The sequence below is a fragment of the Aquibaculum sediminis genome, assembly GCF_040712085.1.
In the GTDB taxonomy this organism is placed as follows: Bacteria; Pseudomonadota; Alphaproteobacteria; order Kiloniellales; family DSM-21159; genus Aquibaculum; species Aquibaculum sediminis.
Window position 1 is genome coordinate 299,937 of record NZ_JBFCVK010000006.1, and the last position, 17,182, is coordinate 317,118.

The 17,182-nt window shown below is 66.9% G+C and carries 14 protein-coding genes; 6 read left to right on the forward strand and 8 right to left on the reverse strand.

All coding sequences use genetic code 11. The annotated features are described in order from the left end of the window. Window positions 1-8 precede the first annotated feature (8 nt). The 5 genes from ABZ720_RS11980 to trpB all read right to left on the reverse strand — a co-directional run bounded on the left by ABZ720_RS11980 (window position 9) and on the right by trpB (window position 4,752). On the reverse strand, window positions 9-320 hold the full coding sequence (locus ABZ720_RS11980; RefSeq protein ID WP_366555756.1) for a hypothetical protein: 312 nt from the start codon (window positions 318-320) through the stop codon (window positions 9-11). A 74-nt stretch (window positions 321-394) separates the two neighbouring features. Then, window positions 395-1,693, reverse strand: a complete 1,299-nt coding sequence (locus ABZ720_RS11985) for a bifunctional folylpolyglutamate synthase/dihydrofolate synthase (protein WP_366555757.1) — start codon at window positions 1,691-1,693, stop codon at window positions 395-397. Beyond that, the gene (gene accD, locus ABZ720_RS11990) at window positions 1,677-2,693 is read right to left on the reverse strand and encodes an acetyl-CoA carboxylase, carboxyltransferase subunit beta (RefSeq protein ID WP_366555758.1); all 1,017 of its coding nucleotides are present in this window, start codon (window positions 2,691-2,693) and stop codon (window positions 1,677-1,679) included. Before accD ends, ABZ720_RS11985 begins: the two co-directional genes overlap by 17 nt. After that, window positions 2,690-3,538 (reverse strand): tryptophan synthase subunit alpha, encoded by an 849-nt coding sequence (trpA, locus tag ABZ720_RS11995; protein WP_366555759.1) that lies wholly within the window; start codon window positions 3,536-3,538, stop codon window positions 2,690-2,692. The genes accD and trpA overlap by 4 nt, the downstream gene beginning before the upstream one ends. Next, the gene (gene trpB / locus ABZ720_RS12000) at window positions 3,538-4,752 is read right to left on the reverse strand and encodes a tryptophan synthase subunit beta (RefSeq protein ID WP_366555760.1); all 1,215 of its coding nucleotides are present in this window, start codon (window positions 4,750-4,752) and stop codon (window positions 3,538-3,540) included. The genes trpA and trpB overlap by 1 nt, the downstream gene beginning before the upstream one ends. 240 nt (window positions 4,753-4,992) lie before the next feature. Between trpB and ABZ720_RS12005 the strand changes: the two genes are divergently transcribed. The 3 genes from ABZ720_RS12005 (at window position 4,993) to ABZ720_RS12015 (ending at window position 10,037) form a co-directional block, all read left to right on the forward strand. Then, window positions 4,993-6,156, forward strand: a complete 1,164-nt coding sequence (locus ABZ720_RS12005; protein WP_366555761.1) for an efflux RND transporter periplasmic adaptor subunit — start codon at window positions 4,993-4,995, stop codon at window positions 6,154-6,156. Next, on the forward strand, window positions 6,156-9,332 hold the full coding sequence (locus ABZ720_RS12010; RefSeq protein WP_366555762.1) for an efflux RND transporter permease subunit: 3,177 nt from the start codon (window positions 6,156-6,158) through the stop codon (window positions 9,330-9,332). The genes ABZ720_RS12005 and ABZ720_RS12010 overlap by 1 nt, the downstream gene beginning before the upstream one ends. A 111-nt stretch (window positions 9,333-9,443) precedes the next feature. After that, the gene (locus tag ABZ720_RS12015) at window positions 9,444-10,037 is read left to right on the forward strand and encodes a GNAT family N-acetyltransferase (RefSeq protein WP_366555763.1); all 594 of its coding nucleotides are present in this window, start codon (window positions 9,444-9,446) and stop codon (window positions 10,035-10,037) included. Between the two features lie 26 nt (window positions 10,038-10,063). Here the strand turns inward: ABZ720_RS12015 and ABZ720_RS12020 are convergent, their stop codons facing one another. Both ABZ720_RS12020 and ABZ720_RS12025 read right to left on the reverse strand, forming a co-directional pair. Continuing rightward, the gene (locus tag ABZ720_RS12020) at window positions 10,064-10,939 is read right to left on the reverse strand and encodes a DUF1848 domain-containing protein (protein ID WP_366555764.1); all 876 of its coding nucleotides are present in this window, start codon (window positions 10,937-10,939) and stop codon (window positions 10,064-10,066) included. Continuing rightward, entirely contained in the window at window positions 10,936-11,199 is a 264-nt protein-coding gene (locus ABZ720_RS12025; RefSeq protein WP_366555765.1) for a hypothetical protein, read from the reverse strand. The genes ABZ720_RS12020 and ABZ720_RS12025 overlap by 4 nt, the downstream gene beginning before the upstream one ends. A 259-nt stretch (window positions 11,200-11,458) precedes the next feature. Between ABZ720_RS12025 and dnaK the strand changes: the two genes are divergently transcribed. The 3 genes from dnaK to ABZ720_RS12040 all read left to right on the forward strand — a co-directional run bounded on the left by dnaK (window position 11,459) and on the right by ABZ720_RS12040 (window position 15,038). Continuing rightward, window positions 11,459-13,384, forward strand: coding sequence for a molecular chaperone DnaK (dnaK, locus tag ABZ720_RS12030; protein WP_366555766.1), 1,926 nt, complete (start codon window positions 11,459-11,461; stop codon window positions 13,382-13,384). A gap of 194 nt (window positions 13,385-13,578) precedes the next feature. Beyond that, the gene (dnaJ, locus tag ABZ720_RS12035) at window positions 13,579-14,718 is read left to right on the forward strand and encodes a molecular chaperone DnaJ (RefSeq protein WP_366555767.1); all 1,140 of its coding nucleotides are present in this window, start codon (window positions 13,579-13,581) and stop codon (window positions 14,716-14,718) included. A gap of 14 nt (window positions 14,719-14,732) precedes the next feature. Further along, window positions 14,733-15,038 carry a DUF3253 domain-containing protein gene (locus tag ABZ720_RS12040; RefSeq protein ID WP_366555768.1) on the forward strand — a complete coding sequence of 102 codons (306 nt, stop codon included), beginning with the start codon at window positions 14,733-14,735 and terminating at the stop codon, window positions 15,036-15,038. Between the two features lie 28 nt (window positions 15,039-15,066). Here the strand turns inward: ABZ720_RS12040 and ABZ720_RS12045 are convergent, their stop codons facing one another. Then, window positions 15,067-17,145 carry a molybdopterin-containing oxidoreductase family protein gene (locus ABZ720_RS12045; protein WP_366555769.1) on the reverse strand — a complete coding sequence of 693 codons (2,079 nt, stop codon included), beginning with the start codon at window positions 17,143-17,145 and terminating at the stop codon, window positions 15,067-15,069. Between the last annotated feature and the right edge of the window lie 37 nt (window positions 17,146-17,182).

Below are 17,182 nucleotides of genomic sequence, written 5' to 3' on the forward strand. Positions count from 1 at the left end.
GGTCGCGGCTACTGCCCCGGCAAGGGTGGAGAGTTGCCGCCGCCCGAGCCCAGCATGTCCTCGCACATGGGCGGCACCCGGGCGAGCAGCGTCTCGCGCCGGCCGGCCATCGAGGGGTTCTCCTCGATCATCGCCTCGATGTCGGCGCTGCGCTCGGCAATGCAGCGGGCGACCGGATCATCAGCCGCCACCTCGGCAGGGTCGGGGCCGAACAGGTCCTCCCAGTGGATCGCCGTCAGGCTGGCGATGACCAGCAGCAGCACGATGGCCGCGCCGATCCGCCCTGCCGCTCCATCCAGAGCGCTGCGTCTTGCACTCACTATCTTCCTCCCAGCAGATCATCGACCACCTTGCGTAGCGACCACCTTGCGTAACGTTGGGCCGCTTCGATGAGTCAGCCGTTCTCCGCCAACACCTTGCCGGCCAGATAGAGCGAGCCGCAGATCAGAACTCGGCCTTCCGGCCCACTGTCGGCAAGCGCTGCCGCCATGGCGGCGTCGAGGTTGGGCCGGGCGGTCGCGGCGATCCCGCAGGCCCGGGCGTGTTCGGCCGCGGCCTCGGGGCTGAGGCTGTTCGGCTCTCCCGGAATGGCGATGGCCTCGAGTCGCTCCGTGAGCGGCGCCAGGGGGCGCAGGAAATCGGCGGCCGCCTTGGTGTTGAGCATGCCGTAGATCAGGCGCAGAGGCTTGCGGTCGCGCCCGAGCCAGGCGGCCAGGGCCTCGGCGGCGGCCGCATTGTGTCCGCCGTCGAGCCAAAGGCTCCAGTTGGCAGGCAGTTGTGCCACCAGAGGTCCGCGCGTGAGCTGCTGCAGGCGCGCCGGCCAGCGTGCTTGCGTCAACCCCTGTCGGCAGGCCTCCAGACTTGGCCCCAGATCGCCCAGGCGCCGGGCGGCGGCCATGGCGAGAATGGCGTTCTGCCGCTGATGGTCGCCGGGCAGCGCGGGGAAGGGCAGGTCCATTTCTCCCGCCTCGTCGCGATAGGTGAGTGCATCCGCGCCGGCCGCGCCCTCGAAATCGCGACCCTGAACCCAAAGGGGTGCCTCGATCTCGCGCGCCCGCGCCTCGATCACTGCCAGGGCTCTTGGCGACTGCAGACCCACGACCGCGGGCACGCCGGGCTTCAGGATGCCCGCCTTCTCGAACGCGATGGCCTCCAGGCTGTCGCCCAGGTACTGGGTGTGGTCCATGGAGACGGGGGTGATCACGCTCAAGGCCGGGCGGTCGATGACGTTGGTGGCATCGAGGCGGCCGCCCAGCCCCACTTCCAACAGCAGCAGGTCCGCCGGCTCGCGCGCGAAGGCGAGAAAGGCAGCCACCGTGGTGATCTCGAAAAAGGTAATCGGGGCGCCGCCGTTGGCGGCCTCGCACTCCTCGAGCAGCGCGAGCAGGGCCGGCTCCTCGATCAGTCCGTCGCTCAGACGAATGCGCTCGTGGAAGCGCACAAGGTGCGGCGAGGTATAGGCCTGCACACGCCGCCCCTCGGCCTCGTGCATTGCCCGCAGGTAGGCCAGAACGGAGCCCTTGCCGTTGGTGCCGGCAATATGGACCACCGGCGCCAGGCGCCGCTCCGGATGCCCGAGCGTGGCCAGGAGCGTTTCGACCCGCCCGAGTGACAGGTCGATGATCTTGGGATGCAGCGCGTTGAGACGGGCGAGAACGGCGTCGCTGCACGACACCTCAGCCGTCTGAGGCACGCTCCGCCTCTTTCTCTTTCTTGCCCGCCGCTTTTTTGCCCGCAACTGCGGCTTCGGGCTGTTCGGGCTCCTCGGCCTTGGCATCGGTCTTGACCGGCTCGGCCGGCGTCGCGGCTGCGACCGGCTGCGTGGCCATGCCACGAACGGCCGGGCTGTTCATCAAGTGTCCCAGGAGGCGCCCCATGGTCTCGCGCAGTTCGGTGCGCGGCACCACCATGTCGATCATGCCGTGTTCCAGCAGGTATTCGGCACGCTGGAAGCCCGGCGGCAGGGTCTCGCGAATGGTTTCCTCGATCACTCGCGCCCCGGCAAAACCGATCACTGCGCCGGGCTCGGCAATCTGCACGTCGCCCAGCATGGCGAAGGACGCCGAAACGCCGCCGGTGGTCGGGTCGGTCAGGAGCACGATGTAGGGCAGCCCCTCGTCACGCACCATCTGCACCGCGATCACGCTGCGCGGCATCTGCATGAGGGAAAGAATGCCCTCCTGCATGCGCGCGCCGCCCGAGGCCGGCACAGCGATAAGCGCCGCACGGCGGCGCACCGCTTCGCGCGCAGCCGTCACCAGCCCCTCGCCCACGGCCAGCCCCATGGAGCCGCCCATGAAGGAGAAGTCGAAGGCCGCGACCACCGCCGGCTGGCCGCCGATATGGCCATGGCCAACGCGGATGGCGTCCTGCTGGCCGGTCTTGGTGCGCGCCTTCTTCAGCCGCTCACTGTAGCGCTCGCGATCGCGGAACTTCAGCGGGTCGGCCAGCGCTTGCGGCAACTCGACCTTCTCGTAGGCGCCGTCATCGAACAGCACTTCCATACGCCGCTCGGGCCCGATGCGCATGTGGTGGCCGCAGTTCGGGCAGACGCGCAGCAGCTCCTCGAGTTCGCGGTGGAAGATCATGTGACCGCAGGAGGTGCACTTGTCCCAGAGATTGTCAGGGATGTCCTCACGCGGGGCCACAAGCGCCCGGATTTTCGGGCGCACATAGTTGGTGATCCAGTTCATGCGGGAACCTTACCTCGCATTCCTCCGGCCAGCGCGCTGACGAGATTCAGCGCCGCCGGCACTGTTTCAGCCGTTGCCTTGCCGTCCTGGTCCAGGGAGTCCTCGATCCGGCCCACGATGGCCGAGCCGACCACCGCGGCATCGGCAACCTTGCCGATGGCGGCGGCCTGTTCCGGCGTCTTGATCCCGAAGCCGACGGCCACGGGAATGTCGGTATGGCGGCGGAAGCGCGCAACCGCCGCGGCGACCTGATCCGCCAGGGCCGAGCGCGTGCCGGTGATGCCGAGCACGGAGACGTAATAGAGGAAGCCGCCGGTGTTCTCGAGCACCTTGGGCAGGCGCTTGTCATCGGTCGTCGGCGTGGCCAGACGGATCCAGTGCAGCCCTGCGGCAACGGCCGGGTCGCAGAGTTCGTCATCCTCTTCGGGCGGCAGGTCGACGATGATCAGGCCGTCCACGCCCGCAGCCACGGCCTCCTCGATGAAGCGCTGCGGCCCCATGGAGTAGATCGGGTTGTAGTAGCCCATCAGGATGATCGGGGTTACCGCATCTTCCTGCCGGAAGCGGCGCACCAGACCCAGGGTCTTGGCAAGCGTCGCCCCGGCCTTCAGCGCGCGCTGCGAAGCGGCCTGGATTGCCGGGCCGTCAGCCATGGGGTCGGAGAAGGGCATGCCGATCTCGATGATGTCGGCGCCGGCCGCGGGGAGCCCCTTCAGGATCTCCCAGCTGGTGTCCATGTCCGGGTCCCCGGCGGTGACGAAGGTCACGAGACCGGCGCGGCCTTCCTGCTTCAGCGCGGCGAAGCGCGTCTCCACTCGGCTGGGTGTGGTACGGGTGGCAGCCATCACAAAGACACTCCCAAACGCTCGGCCACAGCAAAGACATCCTTGTCGCCGCGCCCGCAGAGATTCATCACCAGCAGGTGATCGCGGGGCAGGTCCGGCGCCATCTTCATCACTTGCGCCAGTGCATGTGCCGGCTCCAGCGCCGGGATGATCCCTTCCGTACGCGTACAGAGCTTAAAGGCCTCCATGGCCTCGTCATCGGTCACCGAGACATAGTCGACCCGGCCCGACTCGTGCAGCCAGGAGTGCTCCGGGCCGATGCCGGGATAGTCGAGACCGGCGGAAATCGAGTAGGCGTCGAGGATCTGACCATCGTCGGTCTGGAGCAGATAGGTGCGGTTTCCGTGCAGCACGCCCGGGCGCCCGCCATTGAGGGACGCTGCATGCTCGCCGCTGGCGATGCCGTGCCCGGCAGCCTCCACACCCACCATGCGCACGTCCGGCTCATCCAGGAAGGGATGGAACAGGCCGATGGCGTTGGAGCCGCCGCCGATGCAGGCCACCAACGTGTCCGGCAGTCGCCCTTCAGCCTCATGGAGCTGCTGGCGGGTTTCCTCCCCGATCACGCACTGGAAATCGCGCACCATGGCGGGATAGGGATGCGGGCCGGCGGCGGTGCCGATGATGTAGAAGGTGCTTTCCACATTGGCGACCCAGTCGCGCAGCGCCTCGTTCATCGCGTCCTTGAGGGTGCCGGTGCCGCTGGTGACCGGAATCACCTCGGCGCCCAGCATCTTCATGCGGAAGACGTTGGGCTTCTGCCGCTCGATGTCCGTGGCGCCCATGTAGACCACGCAGGGCAGGCCGAATCGGGCGCAGACCGTGGCCGTCGCCACGCCATGCTGGCCGGCGCCGGTCTCGGCAATGATCCGGGTCTTGCCCATCCGCCGGGCCAGCAGAATCTGGCCCAGGGTGTTGTTGATCTTGTGCGCGCCGGTGTGGTTCAGCTCGTCGCGCTTGAAGTAGATCTTGGCGCCGCCGAGTTCATCGGTGAGCCGTTCGGCAAAATAGAGCGGGCTGGGCCGGCCGACGTAGTGGGTCAGGAAGTAGTCCTGCTCCCGCTTGAAGTCCTCCGAGTGCCGGGCCTCCTCGTAGGCCTGTTCGACCTCGAGGATGAGCGGCATCAGGGTCTCAGCCACGAAACGACCGCCGAATATGCCGAAATGGCCGCGTTCGTCCGGGCCGGAACGATAGGTGTTGAGCGCGTCTGTCATGGGTTCCGGAACCTGCTGTGCATTGCGACGCACTCTGCCGCAAGCGGGCCCGCCGCGCAACGCAGGCGCTGCGCGGCTGACAGCGACGTCTTGGAGTGCAGCGCCAAGCATCAAGAATGCTTCGGATCAGACCTCAGAAATCTGTTGGCGCCTTCACTGCAGGTGGTACGCTAAAGTGGCACTAGAAGACGATAATCCATCCAGTGCTCGCAGCTGCACAAGAGGCGAACGGGGGAAGCCATGCAAAACAACAAGAAGCTGTCTCTGTGGACGAAAAGCGCGCTGCGCGGACTGGCGCTCGCCGCCGCCTGCAGTCTGTCGCTGCCCGCTGCAGCCCAGATGCCGGGCCTGGAAATGCCGCCCCCGGCGGTTGTGGTCGAGCCGATCGAGGTGCAGGTGATCGACCACCCGGAAGAATTCCTGGGTCAGGTGGAAGCCATCGAGGCCGTCGACCTGCGCGCGCGGGTGCAGGGTTTCCTGCAGGAGGTCTCCTTCGCGCCGGGTCAAAGGGTCGAAACGGGGGACCTGCTCTTCATCATCGAACCCGATCAGTACGACGCGCAGCTCTCCTCGGCCCAGGCGCAGCTCTCCCGCGCCGAAGCAGGAGCGGATGAGGCGCAGCGCAGCCTGGCCCGCACCCAGGAACTGGCGAATCGCGGCACCTCGCCCCAGGCGTCCCTGGACCAGGCACGCGCGGCGGCAGCCATGGCCGATGCCGATGTTGAGGCTGCCAAGGCCGCGGTAAGCGCAGCGGAACTTGACCTCTCCTACACCCAGATCCATGCGCCGATTGGCGGCCAGATCGGCCAGTCGCAGTTCAGCCACGGCAACCTGGTGGGTCCTGACTCCGGTTCGCTCGCGCGCATCGTCCAGCTCGACCCGATCCGCGTGGCCTTCTCGGTCACCGACGACCGCTATGCCACACTGCGCCAGCAGGTGGTCGATGCGGGCGGTGTTCTCGAAACCGATGCCCTGCTGTTGCGGCTGCGCCTCCCCAACGGCGTCGACTACCCGTCACAAGGGCGGCTCGAATATGTCTCCAGCGAAATGGACACCCGCACCGGCACGGTGCCGGTGCGCCTGATCTTCCCCAACCCCGACGGGCTGCTGTTGCCCGGTCAGAACGTGACGCTCTACATCCAGGAGAGCGCGCAGCGCGAACTGCCGGTAGTGCCGCAGTCCGCGGTACTGCAGGACCGCAGCGGCCGCTATGTCTACACCCTGCAGGACGACGACACGGTCACCCAGCAGCGCATCGAGACCGGCGCCCGCGTGCCCAATGGCTGGGCGGTGGTCGAAGGGCTGGAGGGCGGCGAACTTGTCGTCACCCAAGGCATCCAGCGACTGAGCGAAGGGGCTTCCGTACAAGCCAGCCAGGGCCGCCCGGTCGGGGATGACGGCTGATGGGCCGCAACATCTTCATCTCCCGCAACCGACTGGCGATAGTGATCTCGCTGGTCATTGCGATTGCCGGCCTGATTTCCATCCGGGCGCTGCCGGTGCAGCAGTATCCCGACATCACACCGCCGACCATCAACGTCTCGGCAACCTATCCCGGCGCCAGCGCCGAGGTGATCGCGGACGTCGTCGGCGGGCCGCTGGAAACGGCAATCAACGGCGTGGAGGACATGATCTACATGTCGTCCACCAGCACCAATGCCGGCCAGTACTCGCTCTCCGTCACCTTCGAGGTGGGCACCGATCCGGATATTGCCCAGGTCAACGTGCAGAACCGCTCGCAGTTGGCCATGTCGCAACTGCCCCAGGAGGTGACCGAGCAGGGCGTGACGGTCCAGGCGAGTTCGCCCGACTTCCTCTTCGCGCTCGGCTTCTATTCGCCGGACGGCAGCATATCCGCGCTCGACATCACCAATTTCGTCTCCTCCCAGGTGATCGACGCCCTCAAGCGCATCGACGGCGTGGGCGACGTCTCCCTGGTCGGCGCCTCCGACTACTCCATGCGGGTCTGGTTCAATCCGGCGCGCATGAACGCGCTGGGCATCACGACAGATGACGTAACCGACGCCATTCGCGCCCAAAGCATCCAGGCTTCCCTGGGCCGGGTCGGAGCACAGCCGGCGCCGGCCAACACCGCCGTTGAGTACAGCCTGGTTGCGGAGGGTCGCCTGCGCACTGCCGAGGAGTTCGAGCGCATCGTCATCCGCACCGGCGATCAAGGCTCCGTGGTGCGCCTGGGCGACATCGCGCGCCTGGAATTGGGGGCGCAGGACTACTCCTCCACCGCCCAGTTGAACGGGCAGGAAACGGCGATGCTGATGATCTCGCAATCGCCGGGCGCCAATGCGATCGCCACCGCGGACGCGACGCTGGCCGAGTTGGAACAGCTGTCGACAAGCTTCCCGGAGGGCCTGGAGTACAGGGTCGTCTACGACGCCACCCAGTTCGTGCGCACCAGCGTCGACCAGATCGTCGAGGTGCTGATCGAGGCCTTCATCATCGTCCTCATCATTACCTTCCTCTTCCTGCAGGACTGGCGCGCCACGCTGATCTCCGCCCTGGCGATTCCGGTTTCGCTGCTGGGCGCCATGGCGATCCTGCTGGTGCTGGGCTACTCGGCCAACACGGTGACGCTGCTGGCGCTGGTGCTCGCCATCGGACTGGTGGTCGACGATGCGATTCTGGTGGTGGAGAACGTGCAACACGTGCTCGAGGAACACCCCGGTATCGGTGTCGCCGAGGCCACCGGCCGAGCCATGAGCCAGATCACCGGCCCGATCATCGCCACCACCTTCGTACTGCTGGCCGTGGTGTTGCCCACGGCGTTCCTTCCGGGGATCACCGGGCAGCTTTACCGGCAGTTCGCCATCACCCTGTCTTCGTCCCTTGTGGTCTCGGCCCTGGTCGCCCTGACCCTCAGCCCGGCGCTTGCGGCCACGCTGTTGCGGCCGGCCAAGCAGGGCTACCGCCGCGGGCCGCTGGGCTGGTTCGCGCGCGGCATCGACATCACCCGGTCCGGCTACGGCCGCGTGGTGGGATGGCTGCTGCGCGCACCCTATATCGCGCTCGGCGTGCTGGCGGCCGCCTTCGTCGGCGCCTACCTGATGTTCACCAGCCTGCCCTCGACCTTCCTGCCCAATGAGGACCAGGGCGCGATCTTCGTCGAGATTCAGCTTCCCGACGCCGCTTCCCTAAATCGCACGCAGGAGGTGGTGCATCACGTCGAAACCCTCCTGGGCGTGACGGAAGGCGTGGCGAACGTCATCTCGGTGGCCGGCTACAGCATGCTGCAAAGCACCGTCACACCCAACAGCGGCATGGCCATCGCCTCGCTCGACTCCTGGGATGAACGGGGCGAGGCCGGCATCAATCTACGCGACATGATCATGGGCCTGCAGAGCCAGTTCTTCACCATGCCGGGCGCCAACATCATGGCCTTCGTGCCGCCGCCGATCCCGGGCGTAGGCACCGTGGGCGGCCTGGACTTCCGGCTGCAGGCCCTGCGCGGCCAGCCTCCGGAGGAAGTGGCACAGGTCGCCCGCTCCTTCCTGGGCGCGGCCAACCAGGCGCCGGAAATCGGCGGGGCTTCCACCACCTTCAATGCCGACGTGCCGCAGCTCTTCGTCAACGTCGACCGCGACCGCGCGCAGCTTCTGGGCCTCAGCGTAGGGCAGATCTACTCCACCCTGGGCGCGCACTTCGGCTCGCGCTACGTCAACGACTTCACGCTGGATGGCCGCGTCTATCAGGTGAAGCTGCAGGCGGAAGCCGACTACCGCAACGACGCCGAGGACATCATGGGGCTCTATGCCCGCAGCACCAATGGCGACATGGTGCCGCTGCGCAGCGTGGTGTCCGTGACGACGGTGCTGGGCCCCTACATCATCCCGCGCTACAACCTCATGGTCTCGCCCTCGATCAACGGGCAGACCGCACCCGGCGCCAGCACCGGCGACGCCATGGCCGCCTTCGAGCGCACAGCCGCCGAGGTCCTGCCGGAAGGCTACGGTTTCGAGTGGTCGGGCATGTCGCTGCAGGAGACCCAGACCGCCGGCACGGAGGTCTTCATCTTCGCCCTGGCGCTGATCTTCGCCTACCTCTTCCTGGTGGCGCAGTACGAAAGCTGGATGCTGCCGCTCTCGATCATCTTCTCGCTGGGCATAGCGCTTTTCGGCGCGGTGGGCGCGCTGACGCTGGTGGGGCTGCAGAACAGCCTCTACGCCCAAGTGGGCATGGTGCTTCTCATAGGACTTGCGTCCAAGAACGCCATCCTGATCGTCGAGTTCGCCAAGAGTCAGCGCGAGGCCGGCCATTCGATCCTGGAAGCGGCCCGTAACGGTGCCGAGCAGCGCTTTCGGGCCGTGTTGATGACGGCCCTGGCTTTCATCTTCGGCGTCCTGCCGCTGGTACTCTCCACGGGTGCCGGCGCCGGTGCGCGCGTGCCGGTGGGCATCACGGTGCTCGGTGGCATGCTGGCGGCAACTCTGGTTGGCCTCTTCATCATCCCCAACCTCTACGCCGTGGCGGCGCGTCTGGCTGAATGGCGCCCGGGCCGCAAAAAGCGCGTGACGGAGCAGGAGGCAACCCAGGCAGCAGGCGAGTCATCATCGAGCGAGGGGTGACGCCGGCCGGCCGGCGCTGTATGCGGGCAGCAAGCAAGGTGTCTGCAGTCCGGCGTCATGCCTGACGTCGTGCAGCACCTCCCGACAACGAAGACTGGACTTGCGAACGGCATGAGCCTCTCCGACGGCTTCCATGACATTCCCGCCGGCAAGATCGCGGCGGTCGTGACCTATCTCGAGATGCGCGCCCGGCCCGAGCCGCGCCCCGAGCCGACGCCGGCGCCCTGGCACCTGAGACGTGTGGCCCAGCCCGATGGCGACTGGTACCGCGCGCTCTACCGGCGCGTGGGGGAGGACTGGCTCTGGTTTTCCCGCCTGGTCATTCCCGAGTCGGAGCTGGACGCCGTGCTGCGCGATCCGGGCGTTGCCTTCTATGCGCTGGAAGCCGATGGCCGGGACATGGGACTGCTGGAGTTGGACTTTCGCCAGGACGGCGAATGCGAACTCGCCTTCTTCGGCCTGGCCGGCAGCCTGCACGGTCAGGGCGCCGGGCGCTGGCTGATGAACCGGGCGCTGGAACTGGCATGGGAGCGGCCGATCCAGCGGCTCTGGCTGCACACCTGCACACTGGATCACCCGCAAGCGATCGCCTTCTACTCCCGCAGCGGCTTTCGCCCCTACGCTCGCCAGGTGGAAGTGGCGGACGACCCGCGCCTGATCGGCAAGGCGCCGCGCGACTCGGCGCCGCACATCCCGATCATTTGACGCCAATCATCTGACGCAGGGGCCGATCAACCGCCGAGCAGCTCGGCCTTTGGATCCTGGGCCGCATGCTTGGCCTTGGCCTGTTGCGGCGCGCGCACCGCGTAGCAGTAAACGCAGCCATGCGGGCAGGTGTCGTAAGCACCGATGTCGCGGCTTTCGGCACAGAGGCAGCCCGGCCGGTTACCTTTCTTGCGCGCCGCGATCCGACGCCCGGCCACGGCAGACAGGCGGCCGGCGTCGATGCAGCGCGCCGACTCCAGGCCCGCACCCAGCAGGTCCGGCTGACTGCAGAGCGTGGGACGAAGACCGCGGTCGTGGGCGATGTGCGCCAGTTCGCCCAGCAGCGCCTGCTTTTCCGCCACCGGCGGATCGCTCCAGTCAAAGCCGTGCCGCCGGGCAGCGGCATCGCTGTTGCGCCGGGTCTTGGCGTAGATCTGGGCAAAGGACAGGACCACCTCGTCGCTCAACCCGCCAAACCGATCCGCCAACTCAGCAAGCTGCGTGCGGTGGAAGTCCGGCGGCGTCAGGTCGCTGAGGAACACCGGATCATAGCGCCAGACCAGGCAGTGCGGGCCGTAGCGCCGCCGGATCTCCTGCAGCGCCGGCAGCACGCGCTCCGGCGCCGGTACCGAGGCTTCCAGGGCCCGTGGGTAGCCGGTCATGGTGACCTGCAGCACGAAGGGCCAGCCGGCCTCGGCCAGTTGCTCCAGGACCGGCAGGAAGGGCGCCGGGTTGCGCGTCCAGAAGACGAAGCCCTCGACCGCCTCGCGGGTGAGCGGCAGGCGGTACACCGCGCCGCTGTAGGGATTGCGCCAGGACACCTCTCCGGCGCGCAGGCGCTCCAGGAACCACTGGCCGTAGAAGGCGGGAATGTCGCTGCGATAGCTGGCCGAGACGATCATTGCCCGGCGCTGTCGCCCCCCTCCCCGTCCTGCTGCCGGCGCTGCGCTTCGCGCCGCTGGAACCAGCGGAAGAAAATGTAGAACCCGGCACTGAGCAGCGCCAACCAGGAGCCGAAGCGGCTCACCCCGGGATCGTCCCAGACCTCTCCGCCCAACAGCATCAAGGCGACTCCGAGCACCACGTTGAAGCCGAGCAGCACCATGATGGCCAGATGGATGCCATCGCGTGGCAGCGGTTCTCTGTCGCGACGATAGAACATGGCCGGGAATGTGGCCGACGCAATTCTCCGGTGCAAGCAGCGCGTAAACCTCACGGCTTGTAGGTGATCGCTTGCTTCTTATATACCCATTCGACGCCGACGCTGGCAGGACCGATGCGTCCCGCCGGCGCTCAGGCTGGCAAAGATCGCGAGCGCGGTGTGCCGCGCCGACCTTACGACGAAGTGTGATGATGGGGACCGCAGAACGGTGCTCAGTTGAGGCCGTCAAAGACGGTTCTGCCGAACGAAGAGGAAGCACATGAGCAAAGTCATCGGTATCGACCTTGGCACGACAAACTCCTGCGTCGCGGTAATGGACGGGAAGAATGCCCGCGTTATCGAGAACGCAGAAGGCACGCGCACAACCCCGTCCATGGTGGGCTTCACCGACGATGGCATCGTGGTTGGCCAGCCGGCGAAGCGCCAGAGCGTGACCAACCCGGAGAACACGCTGTTCGCCATCAAGCGCCTGGTTGGACGGCGCTACGGCGATCCCACGGTGGAGAAGGACAAGAAGCTCGTCTCCTACGAGATCGTCGAAGGCTCGAACGGCGATGCCTGGGTGCAGGTGAAGGACAAGTCCTACAGCCCGAGCCAGATTTCCGCCTACATCCTTCAGAAGATGAAGGAAACGGCCGAGAGCTATCTTGGCGAGACGGTGGAGCAGGCGGTCATCACCGTTCCGGCCTACTTCAACGACGCTCAGCGCCAGGCCACCAAGGACGCCGGCAAGATCGCCGGACTCGAGGTGCTGCGCATCATCAACGAGCCGACGGCAGCAGCGCTCGCCTACGGTCTGGAGAAGAAGAAGACCGGCACCATTGCGGTCTATGACCTGGGTGGCGGCACCTTCGACGTCTCCATCCTCGAGATCGGCGACGGTGTCTTCGAGGTGAAGTCGACCAACGGCGACACCTTCCTGGGCGGTGAGGACTTCGACAACAAGATCATCACTTACCTGGCCGACGAGTTCCACAAGGAGCAGGGCATCGACCTGCGCCAGGACAAGCTGGCACTGCAGCGCCTCAAGGAGGCCGCCGAGAAGGCGAAGATCGAGCTGTCGTCCAGCCAGTCGACCGAGGTGAACCTGCCCTTCATCACGGCCGATCAGAGCGGCCCGAAGCATCTCAATATTAAGTTGACCCGCGCCAAGCTGGAAGCCCTGGTGGGCGAGCTGGTCGAGCGCACCCTGGGCCCCTGCAAGGCGGCGCTGAAGGATGCCGGCGTATCGGCCGGTGAGATCGACGACGTGATCCTGGTCGGCGGCATGACCCGCATGCCGAAGGTCTTCGAGACAGTGAAGAACTTCTTCGGCAAGGAGCCGCATCGTGGCGTGAACCCGGACGAGGTGGTGGCCATCGGCGCTGCCATTCAGGCCGGCGTGCTCAAGGGTGAGGTCAAGGACGTCCTGCTCCTCGACGTGACCCCGCTGTCGCTCGGCATTGAAACGCTCGGCGGCGTCATGACCAAGCTGATCGAGCGCAACACGACGATCCCGACCAAGAAGAGCCAAGTCTTCTCGACGGCCGAGGACAACCAGACCGCCGTGACCATTCGCGTGTTCCAGGGCGAACGGGAAATGGCGGCCGACAACAAGCTGCTGGGTCAGTTCGACCTGGTCGGCATCCCTTCGGCGCCACGCGGCGTGCCGCAGGTCGAGGTCACCTTCGACATCGACGCCAACGGCATCGTCAACGTCTCGGCCAAGGACAAGGCCACCGGCAAGGAGCAGGCCATTCGCATCCAGGCCTCTGGCGGTCTGTCGGATGACGACATCGAGCACATGGTCAAGGAAGCCGAGTCCCACGCCGAGGAAGACAAGCGCAAGCGTGAGCTCGTGGAGGCGCGCAACCAGGCAGACAGCCTCGTGCACGCCACCGAGAAGACCCTGGCCGATGCCGGTGACAAGGTGTCCCCGGAAGACAAGGCCGAGGTCGAGACCGCGCTCAACGACCTGAAGGGCGTCAAGGACGGGGACGACCTCGAGGCCATCAAGGCCAAGACCGAAACCCTGGCCCAGGCCTCCATGAAGCTGGGCGCCGCCATGTACCAGCAGGGTGAAGAGAGTGGCGCCGAAGCTGCCGATGGCGGCGAAGGCACCAGCGGTTCGTCCCAGGCCGATGAAGGTGTCGTCGATGCCGACTTCGAAGAGGTCGACGACGACAAGAAGGGCAAGTCTGCCTGACGCCGAGCAATCGGTGCGGTAACCGGCCCACGCAGCGGAAAACTGCGTGGGCCGTTGCCCGTTAGGGCAGTCGTGTTCGGGTCGGTCCAGGGCAGGACTCCCGAAAAGGACAGGATGAGAACAACGCCGTTCTCATCCCACAAGGCGAGGCCGGGAGAGCGGCCTCCTGGGGAAGCACAGTCGACGGCGAGGTCATGGCCAAAAGAGATTATTACGAAACGCTGGGGGTCGCGCGAGGAGCCAGCGACGACGAACTCAAGAAGGCCTATCGCAAGCTGGCCATGCAGTATCACCCGGACCGCAATCCGGGCGATGCCGAGGCAGAGAAGAAGTTCAAGGAACTCAACGAGGCTTACGGAGTCCTGAAGGAGTCCAAGACCCGAGCGGCCTACGACCGCTTCGGCCACGCTGGCGTCGACGGCGCCGCGGCCGGGGGCGGAGCGGGGCCGGGCGGCTTCGACTTCACCGGGTTTGCCGACATCTTCGACGAGATGTTCGGCGACATCATGGGCGGTGGCGGCCGACGCGGCGGCGCGCCTTCCGGTGCCGATCTCCGCTACAACATGGAAATCACCCTGGAAGAAGCCTACCAGGGCAAGGAAGCGCAGATCCGCGTGCCCACTTGGGTGGGCTGCGAGTCCTGCGACGGCAGCGGCGCAGAACCCGGTTCCAAGCCTATCACCTGCAACACCTGCAACGGCCGCGGCCGAGTGCGCATGCAGCAGGGCATCTTCTCCATTGAGCGGGCCTGCCCCGCCTGCGGCGGCCAGGGCCAGGTGATCGAAACGCCCTGCAAGGCCTGTGAGGGGGCCGGGCGGATCCATCGCGAGAAGACGCTGCAGGTGAACATTCCTGCCGGTGTCGAGGATGGAACGCGCATCCGGCTCTCCGGCGAGGGCGAAGCCGGTCGTCGCGGCGGCCCGCCGGGCGATCTCTACATCTTTCTTTCCGTCGCCCCGCACCGCTTCTTTCAGCGCGAAGGGCCCAATCTCTTCTGCCGCGTGCCGGTGCCCATGACCACGGCCGCCCTGGGCGGCGCGATCGAGGTGCCCACTCTCGAAGGCGGCCGGGCCAAGGTCACCATTCCCGAAGGCACCCAGGCCGGCACGCAGTTCCGCCTGCGCGGCAAGGGCATGCCGGTGCTGCGCTCCAAGGCCTTGGGCGATCTCTACATCCAGGTGAACGTCGAGGTGCCGGTGGAGATCACCAAGCGTCAGCGCGAACTGCTGGAAGAGTTCCAGCACGAATGCGGCGAGGACGGCGGCAGCCATCACCCGGAAAGTCGCGGGTTCTTCTCGCGCGTGAAAGAGTTCTTCGATGATCTCCGCGATTAAGGCGCTGCACGAGCATGACTGAGAGTGAGATCGGCGCGAAAAAGCGCGACCCCGTGGGCGCCACCATCCTGGAGATGCTGGCCGTGGCCGGTCCGGGCGCGGCCATCAGCCCGGATGAGGTCGCACGCAGCTTCGCCGAGACCAAGCGCAAGGCCGGCGATCCGCCGGACCTCTGGCGCCGCTACATGAACGCCGTGCGCCAGCAGGCAATCCATCTGGCCCGCCAGGGCGAGATCGTCATCCTGCGCAAGGGCGAGCCGGTCGATCCCGAGGCACCCTTCCGCGGGCTGGTGAAGCTGGCGCTGCCGCCGGAGCAGTAGCGCTCCGCATCGGGGACGCTCTGACTCATCAGGCAGGCCTGATCCACACGGCCGTGTCGTGGAAGACGGCGCCGCCGCGGGGCGCGCCGGCGTCTGCGCTGGTCAGAACATTGATGCCCACGCCCTCCTCGAAGGCGGCGTTCGGCCAGATCGATTCCACCACCAGAACCTCCGGCTGCACCCCGTCGAAGGGCTCGACCGCGATGAGCAGCGAGCCACGCTCGTTGCCCAGCCGCACGCGCTCCCCAGCCCCCAGTCCCAGCCGTTCCACCGTGGCCGGGTGCATCAGCACCGTCGGCCGCCCTTCGCGCTTTTGCGAACCGGGCGTCTCGGTGAAGGTCGTGTTGAGGTAGCTGCGCGCCGGCGCCGCCACGAGGCGGAAGGGCTTGTCCTCCGTCACTTGATCGTGCGCCGGCCAATAATCCGGCAGCCGCGGCATCTCCGCATGCGCCGCCCCGATGGCCGCCCAGTCGGCATGAAAGTGGAAGCGCTTGTCCGGGTGGGCAAAGCCCTCCAGGAAGTGCTGGCGCTCGAAACTCTCCGCACAGTCATGCCAGCCGGCGTCATAGACCTCTTGCGCCCCCGGGTGGCCCGAGGCCCGGAAGGTGGCATCGATCATCTCCCAGGCCGTCATCTGGAAGCCGGGATGCTGCACGCCGAGCCGCTGGGCCAGGCCGCAGAGCACCTCGTGGTTGGAGCGGCAGGCACCGGGCGGCTCCACAAGCTTGCGGGTCACCTGCAGGGTGGTATGGCCGCTGGCGGTGTAGAAATCGTCATGCTCCAGGAACATCGTGGCCGGCAGCACGAGATCCGCCATGGCCGCCGTTTCGGTCATGAACTGCTCGTGCACGCAGACGAAGAGGTCGTCGCGGGCCAGACCCTCCAGGCACTTGCGGGTTTCCGGGCAGACCACCGCCGGGTTGGTGTTCTGGATGAAGAGCCCCGTCACCGGCGGCCCCGCGCCCAGGTCCTGCGGATCGCCGGTCATCACCGGTCCGAAGCGCGACTGGTCCAGCACCCGCACAGACGGATCATGCACGTCCAGCCCTTCGATCAAACGCTTGTCGAGGTTGTAGATGGCCCCGTTGCCCCAGAGCGCACCGCCGCCACGATGCTGCCAGGCGCCCGACAGGCCGGGCAGGCAGGAAACGGCATGCACCGAGACCGCCCCGTTGCGCGTGCGTGCGAAACCGTAGCCCACCCGAATGTAGCTGCGCGGCGTTGCGCCATAGAGCGCAGCGAAGGCCTCGATCTGCGCCGCCGGCACGCCGGTGATGGCCTCCGCCCAGGCCGGTGAGCGCTCGGCATAGAAGGCCTCTGCCGCCGCATCGAAATCGGTTAAACGCGCGAGATAGGCGCGATCGGCCAGGCCGTCGCGCAGCAGCACATGCCCCACTGCCGCCGCCAGTGCCGCGTCGGTGCCGGGCCGGACCATCAGGTGCATGTTCGCCTGTGCCGCGGAGCCGGTACGATAGGGATCGACCACCACGAGCTTCGCCCCGCGCGCCTTCCGGGCCTTGGCGATGTGGGTCATGACATTGACCTGGGTGTTGACGGGATTGCCGCCCCAGACCACCACCAGATCGCTCTCGGCAATCTCGCGTGCGTCCACGCCGGCCTTCACGCCGGTGCCCGCCAGCCAGCCGGATTCGGCCAGCGTGGTGCAGATCGTCGACTGCTGGCCTGAATAGCGCTTGGCGTGCCGCAGGCGGTGGATCCCATCGCGCTGCACATGCCCCATGGTGCCGGCATAGAAGTAGGGCCAGATGGTCTCGCTGCCGTAGCGCTCCTCGGCGCGCAGGAAGCGCTCGGCCGCCAGATCGAGTGCTGCGTCCCAGCCGATGGGCTCAAAGGCGCTGATGCCCACACCCTTCTCGCCGCGCCGCACGAGCGGCTGCGTCAGGCGTGCCGGGTGGTGCAGGCGCTCGGCGTAGCGGGCCACCTTGGCGCAAACCACGCCATCGGTGTAGGGGTGCGCCGGATTGCCCCGCACCTTGCCGATGCGGTCTTCGGCCAACACCTCCACCTCCAGGGCGCAGGTGGAGGGGCAGTCGTGCGGGCAGGTGCTGCGGGCCCACCGGGGGTCCTCCGTTGCATCCAGGGGCATGGGCGTCACTCTCTCCTGCTGCCGATAGCGGCCGACG

Bases quoted from the DNA above. Each gene is read 5' to 3' on its own strand.
- ABZ720_RS12020 (WP_366555764.1), bottom strand. From the start codon at position 10,939: ATGATCGTCTCGGCCAGCTATCGCAGCGACATTCCCGCCTTCTACGGC.
- trpB (WP_366555760.1), bottom strand. From the start codon at position 4,752: ATGACAGACGCGCTCAACACCTATCGTTCCGGCCCGGACGAACGCGGC.
- dnaK (WP_366555766.1), top strand. From the start codon at position 11,459: ATGAGCAAAGTCATCGGTATCGACCTTGGCACGACAAACTCCTGCGTC.
- accD (WP_366555758.1), bottom strand. From the start codon at position 2,693: ATGAACTGGATCACCAACTATGTGCGCCCGAAAATCCGGGCGCTTGTG.
- ABZ720_RS12025 (WP_366555765.1), bottom strand. From the start codon at position 11,199: ATGTTCTATCGTCGCGACAGAGAACCGCTGCCACGCGATGGCATCCAT.
- ABZ720_RS12010 (WP_366555762.1), top strand. From the start codon at position 6,156: ATGGGCCGCAACATCTTCATCTCCCGCAACCGACTGGCGATAGTGATC.
- ABZ720_RS12040 (WP_366555768.1), top strand. From the start codon at position 14,733: ATGACTGAGAGTGAGATCGGCGCGAAAAAGCGCGACCCCGTGGGCGCC.
- trpA (WP_366555759.1), bottom strand. From the start codon at position 3,538: ATGGCTGCCACCCGTACCACACCCAGCCGAGTGGAGACGCGCTTCGCC.
- ABZ720_RS12045 (WP_366555769.1), bottom strand. From the start codon at position 17,145: ATGCCCCTGGATGCAACGGAGGACCCCCGGTGGGCCCGCAGCACCTGC.
- ABZ720_RS12005 (WP_366555761.1), top strand. From the start codon at position 4,993: ATGCAAAACAACAAGAAGCTGTCTCTGTGGACGAAAAGCGCGCTGCGC.
- dnaJ (WP_366555767.1), top strand. From the start codon at position 13,579: ATGGCCAAAAGAGATTATTACGAAACGCTGGGGGTCGCGCGAGGAGCC.
- ABZ720_RS12015 (WP_366555763.1), top strand. From the start codon at position 9,444: ATGAGCCTCTCCGACGGCTTCCATGACATTCCCGCCGGCAAGATCGCG.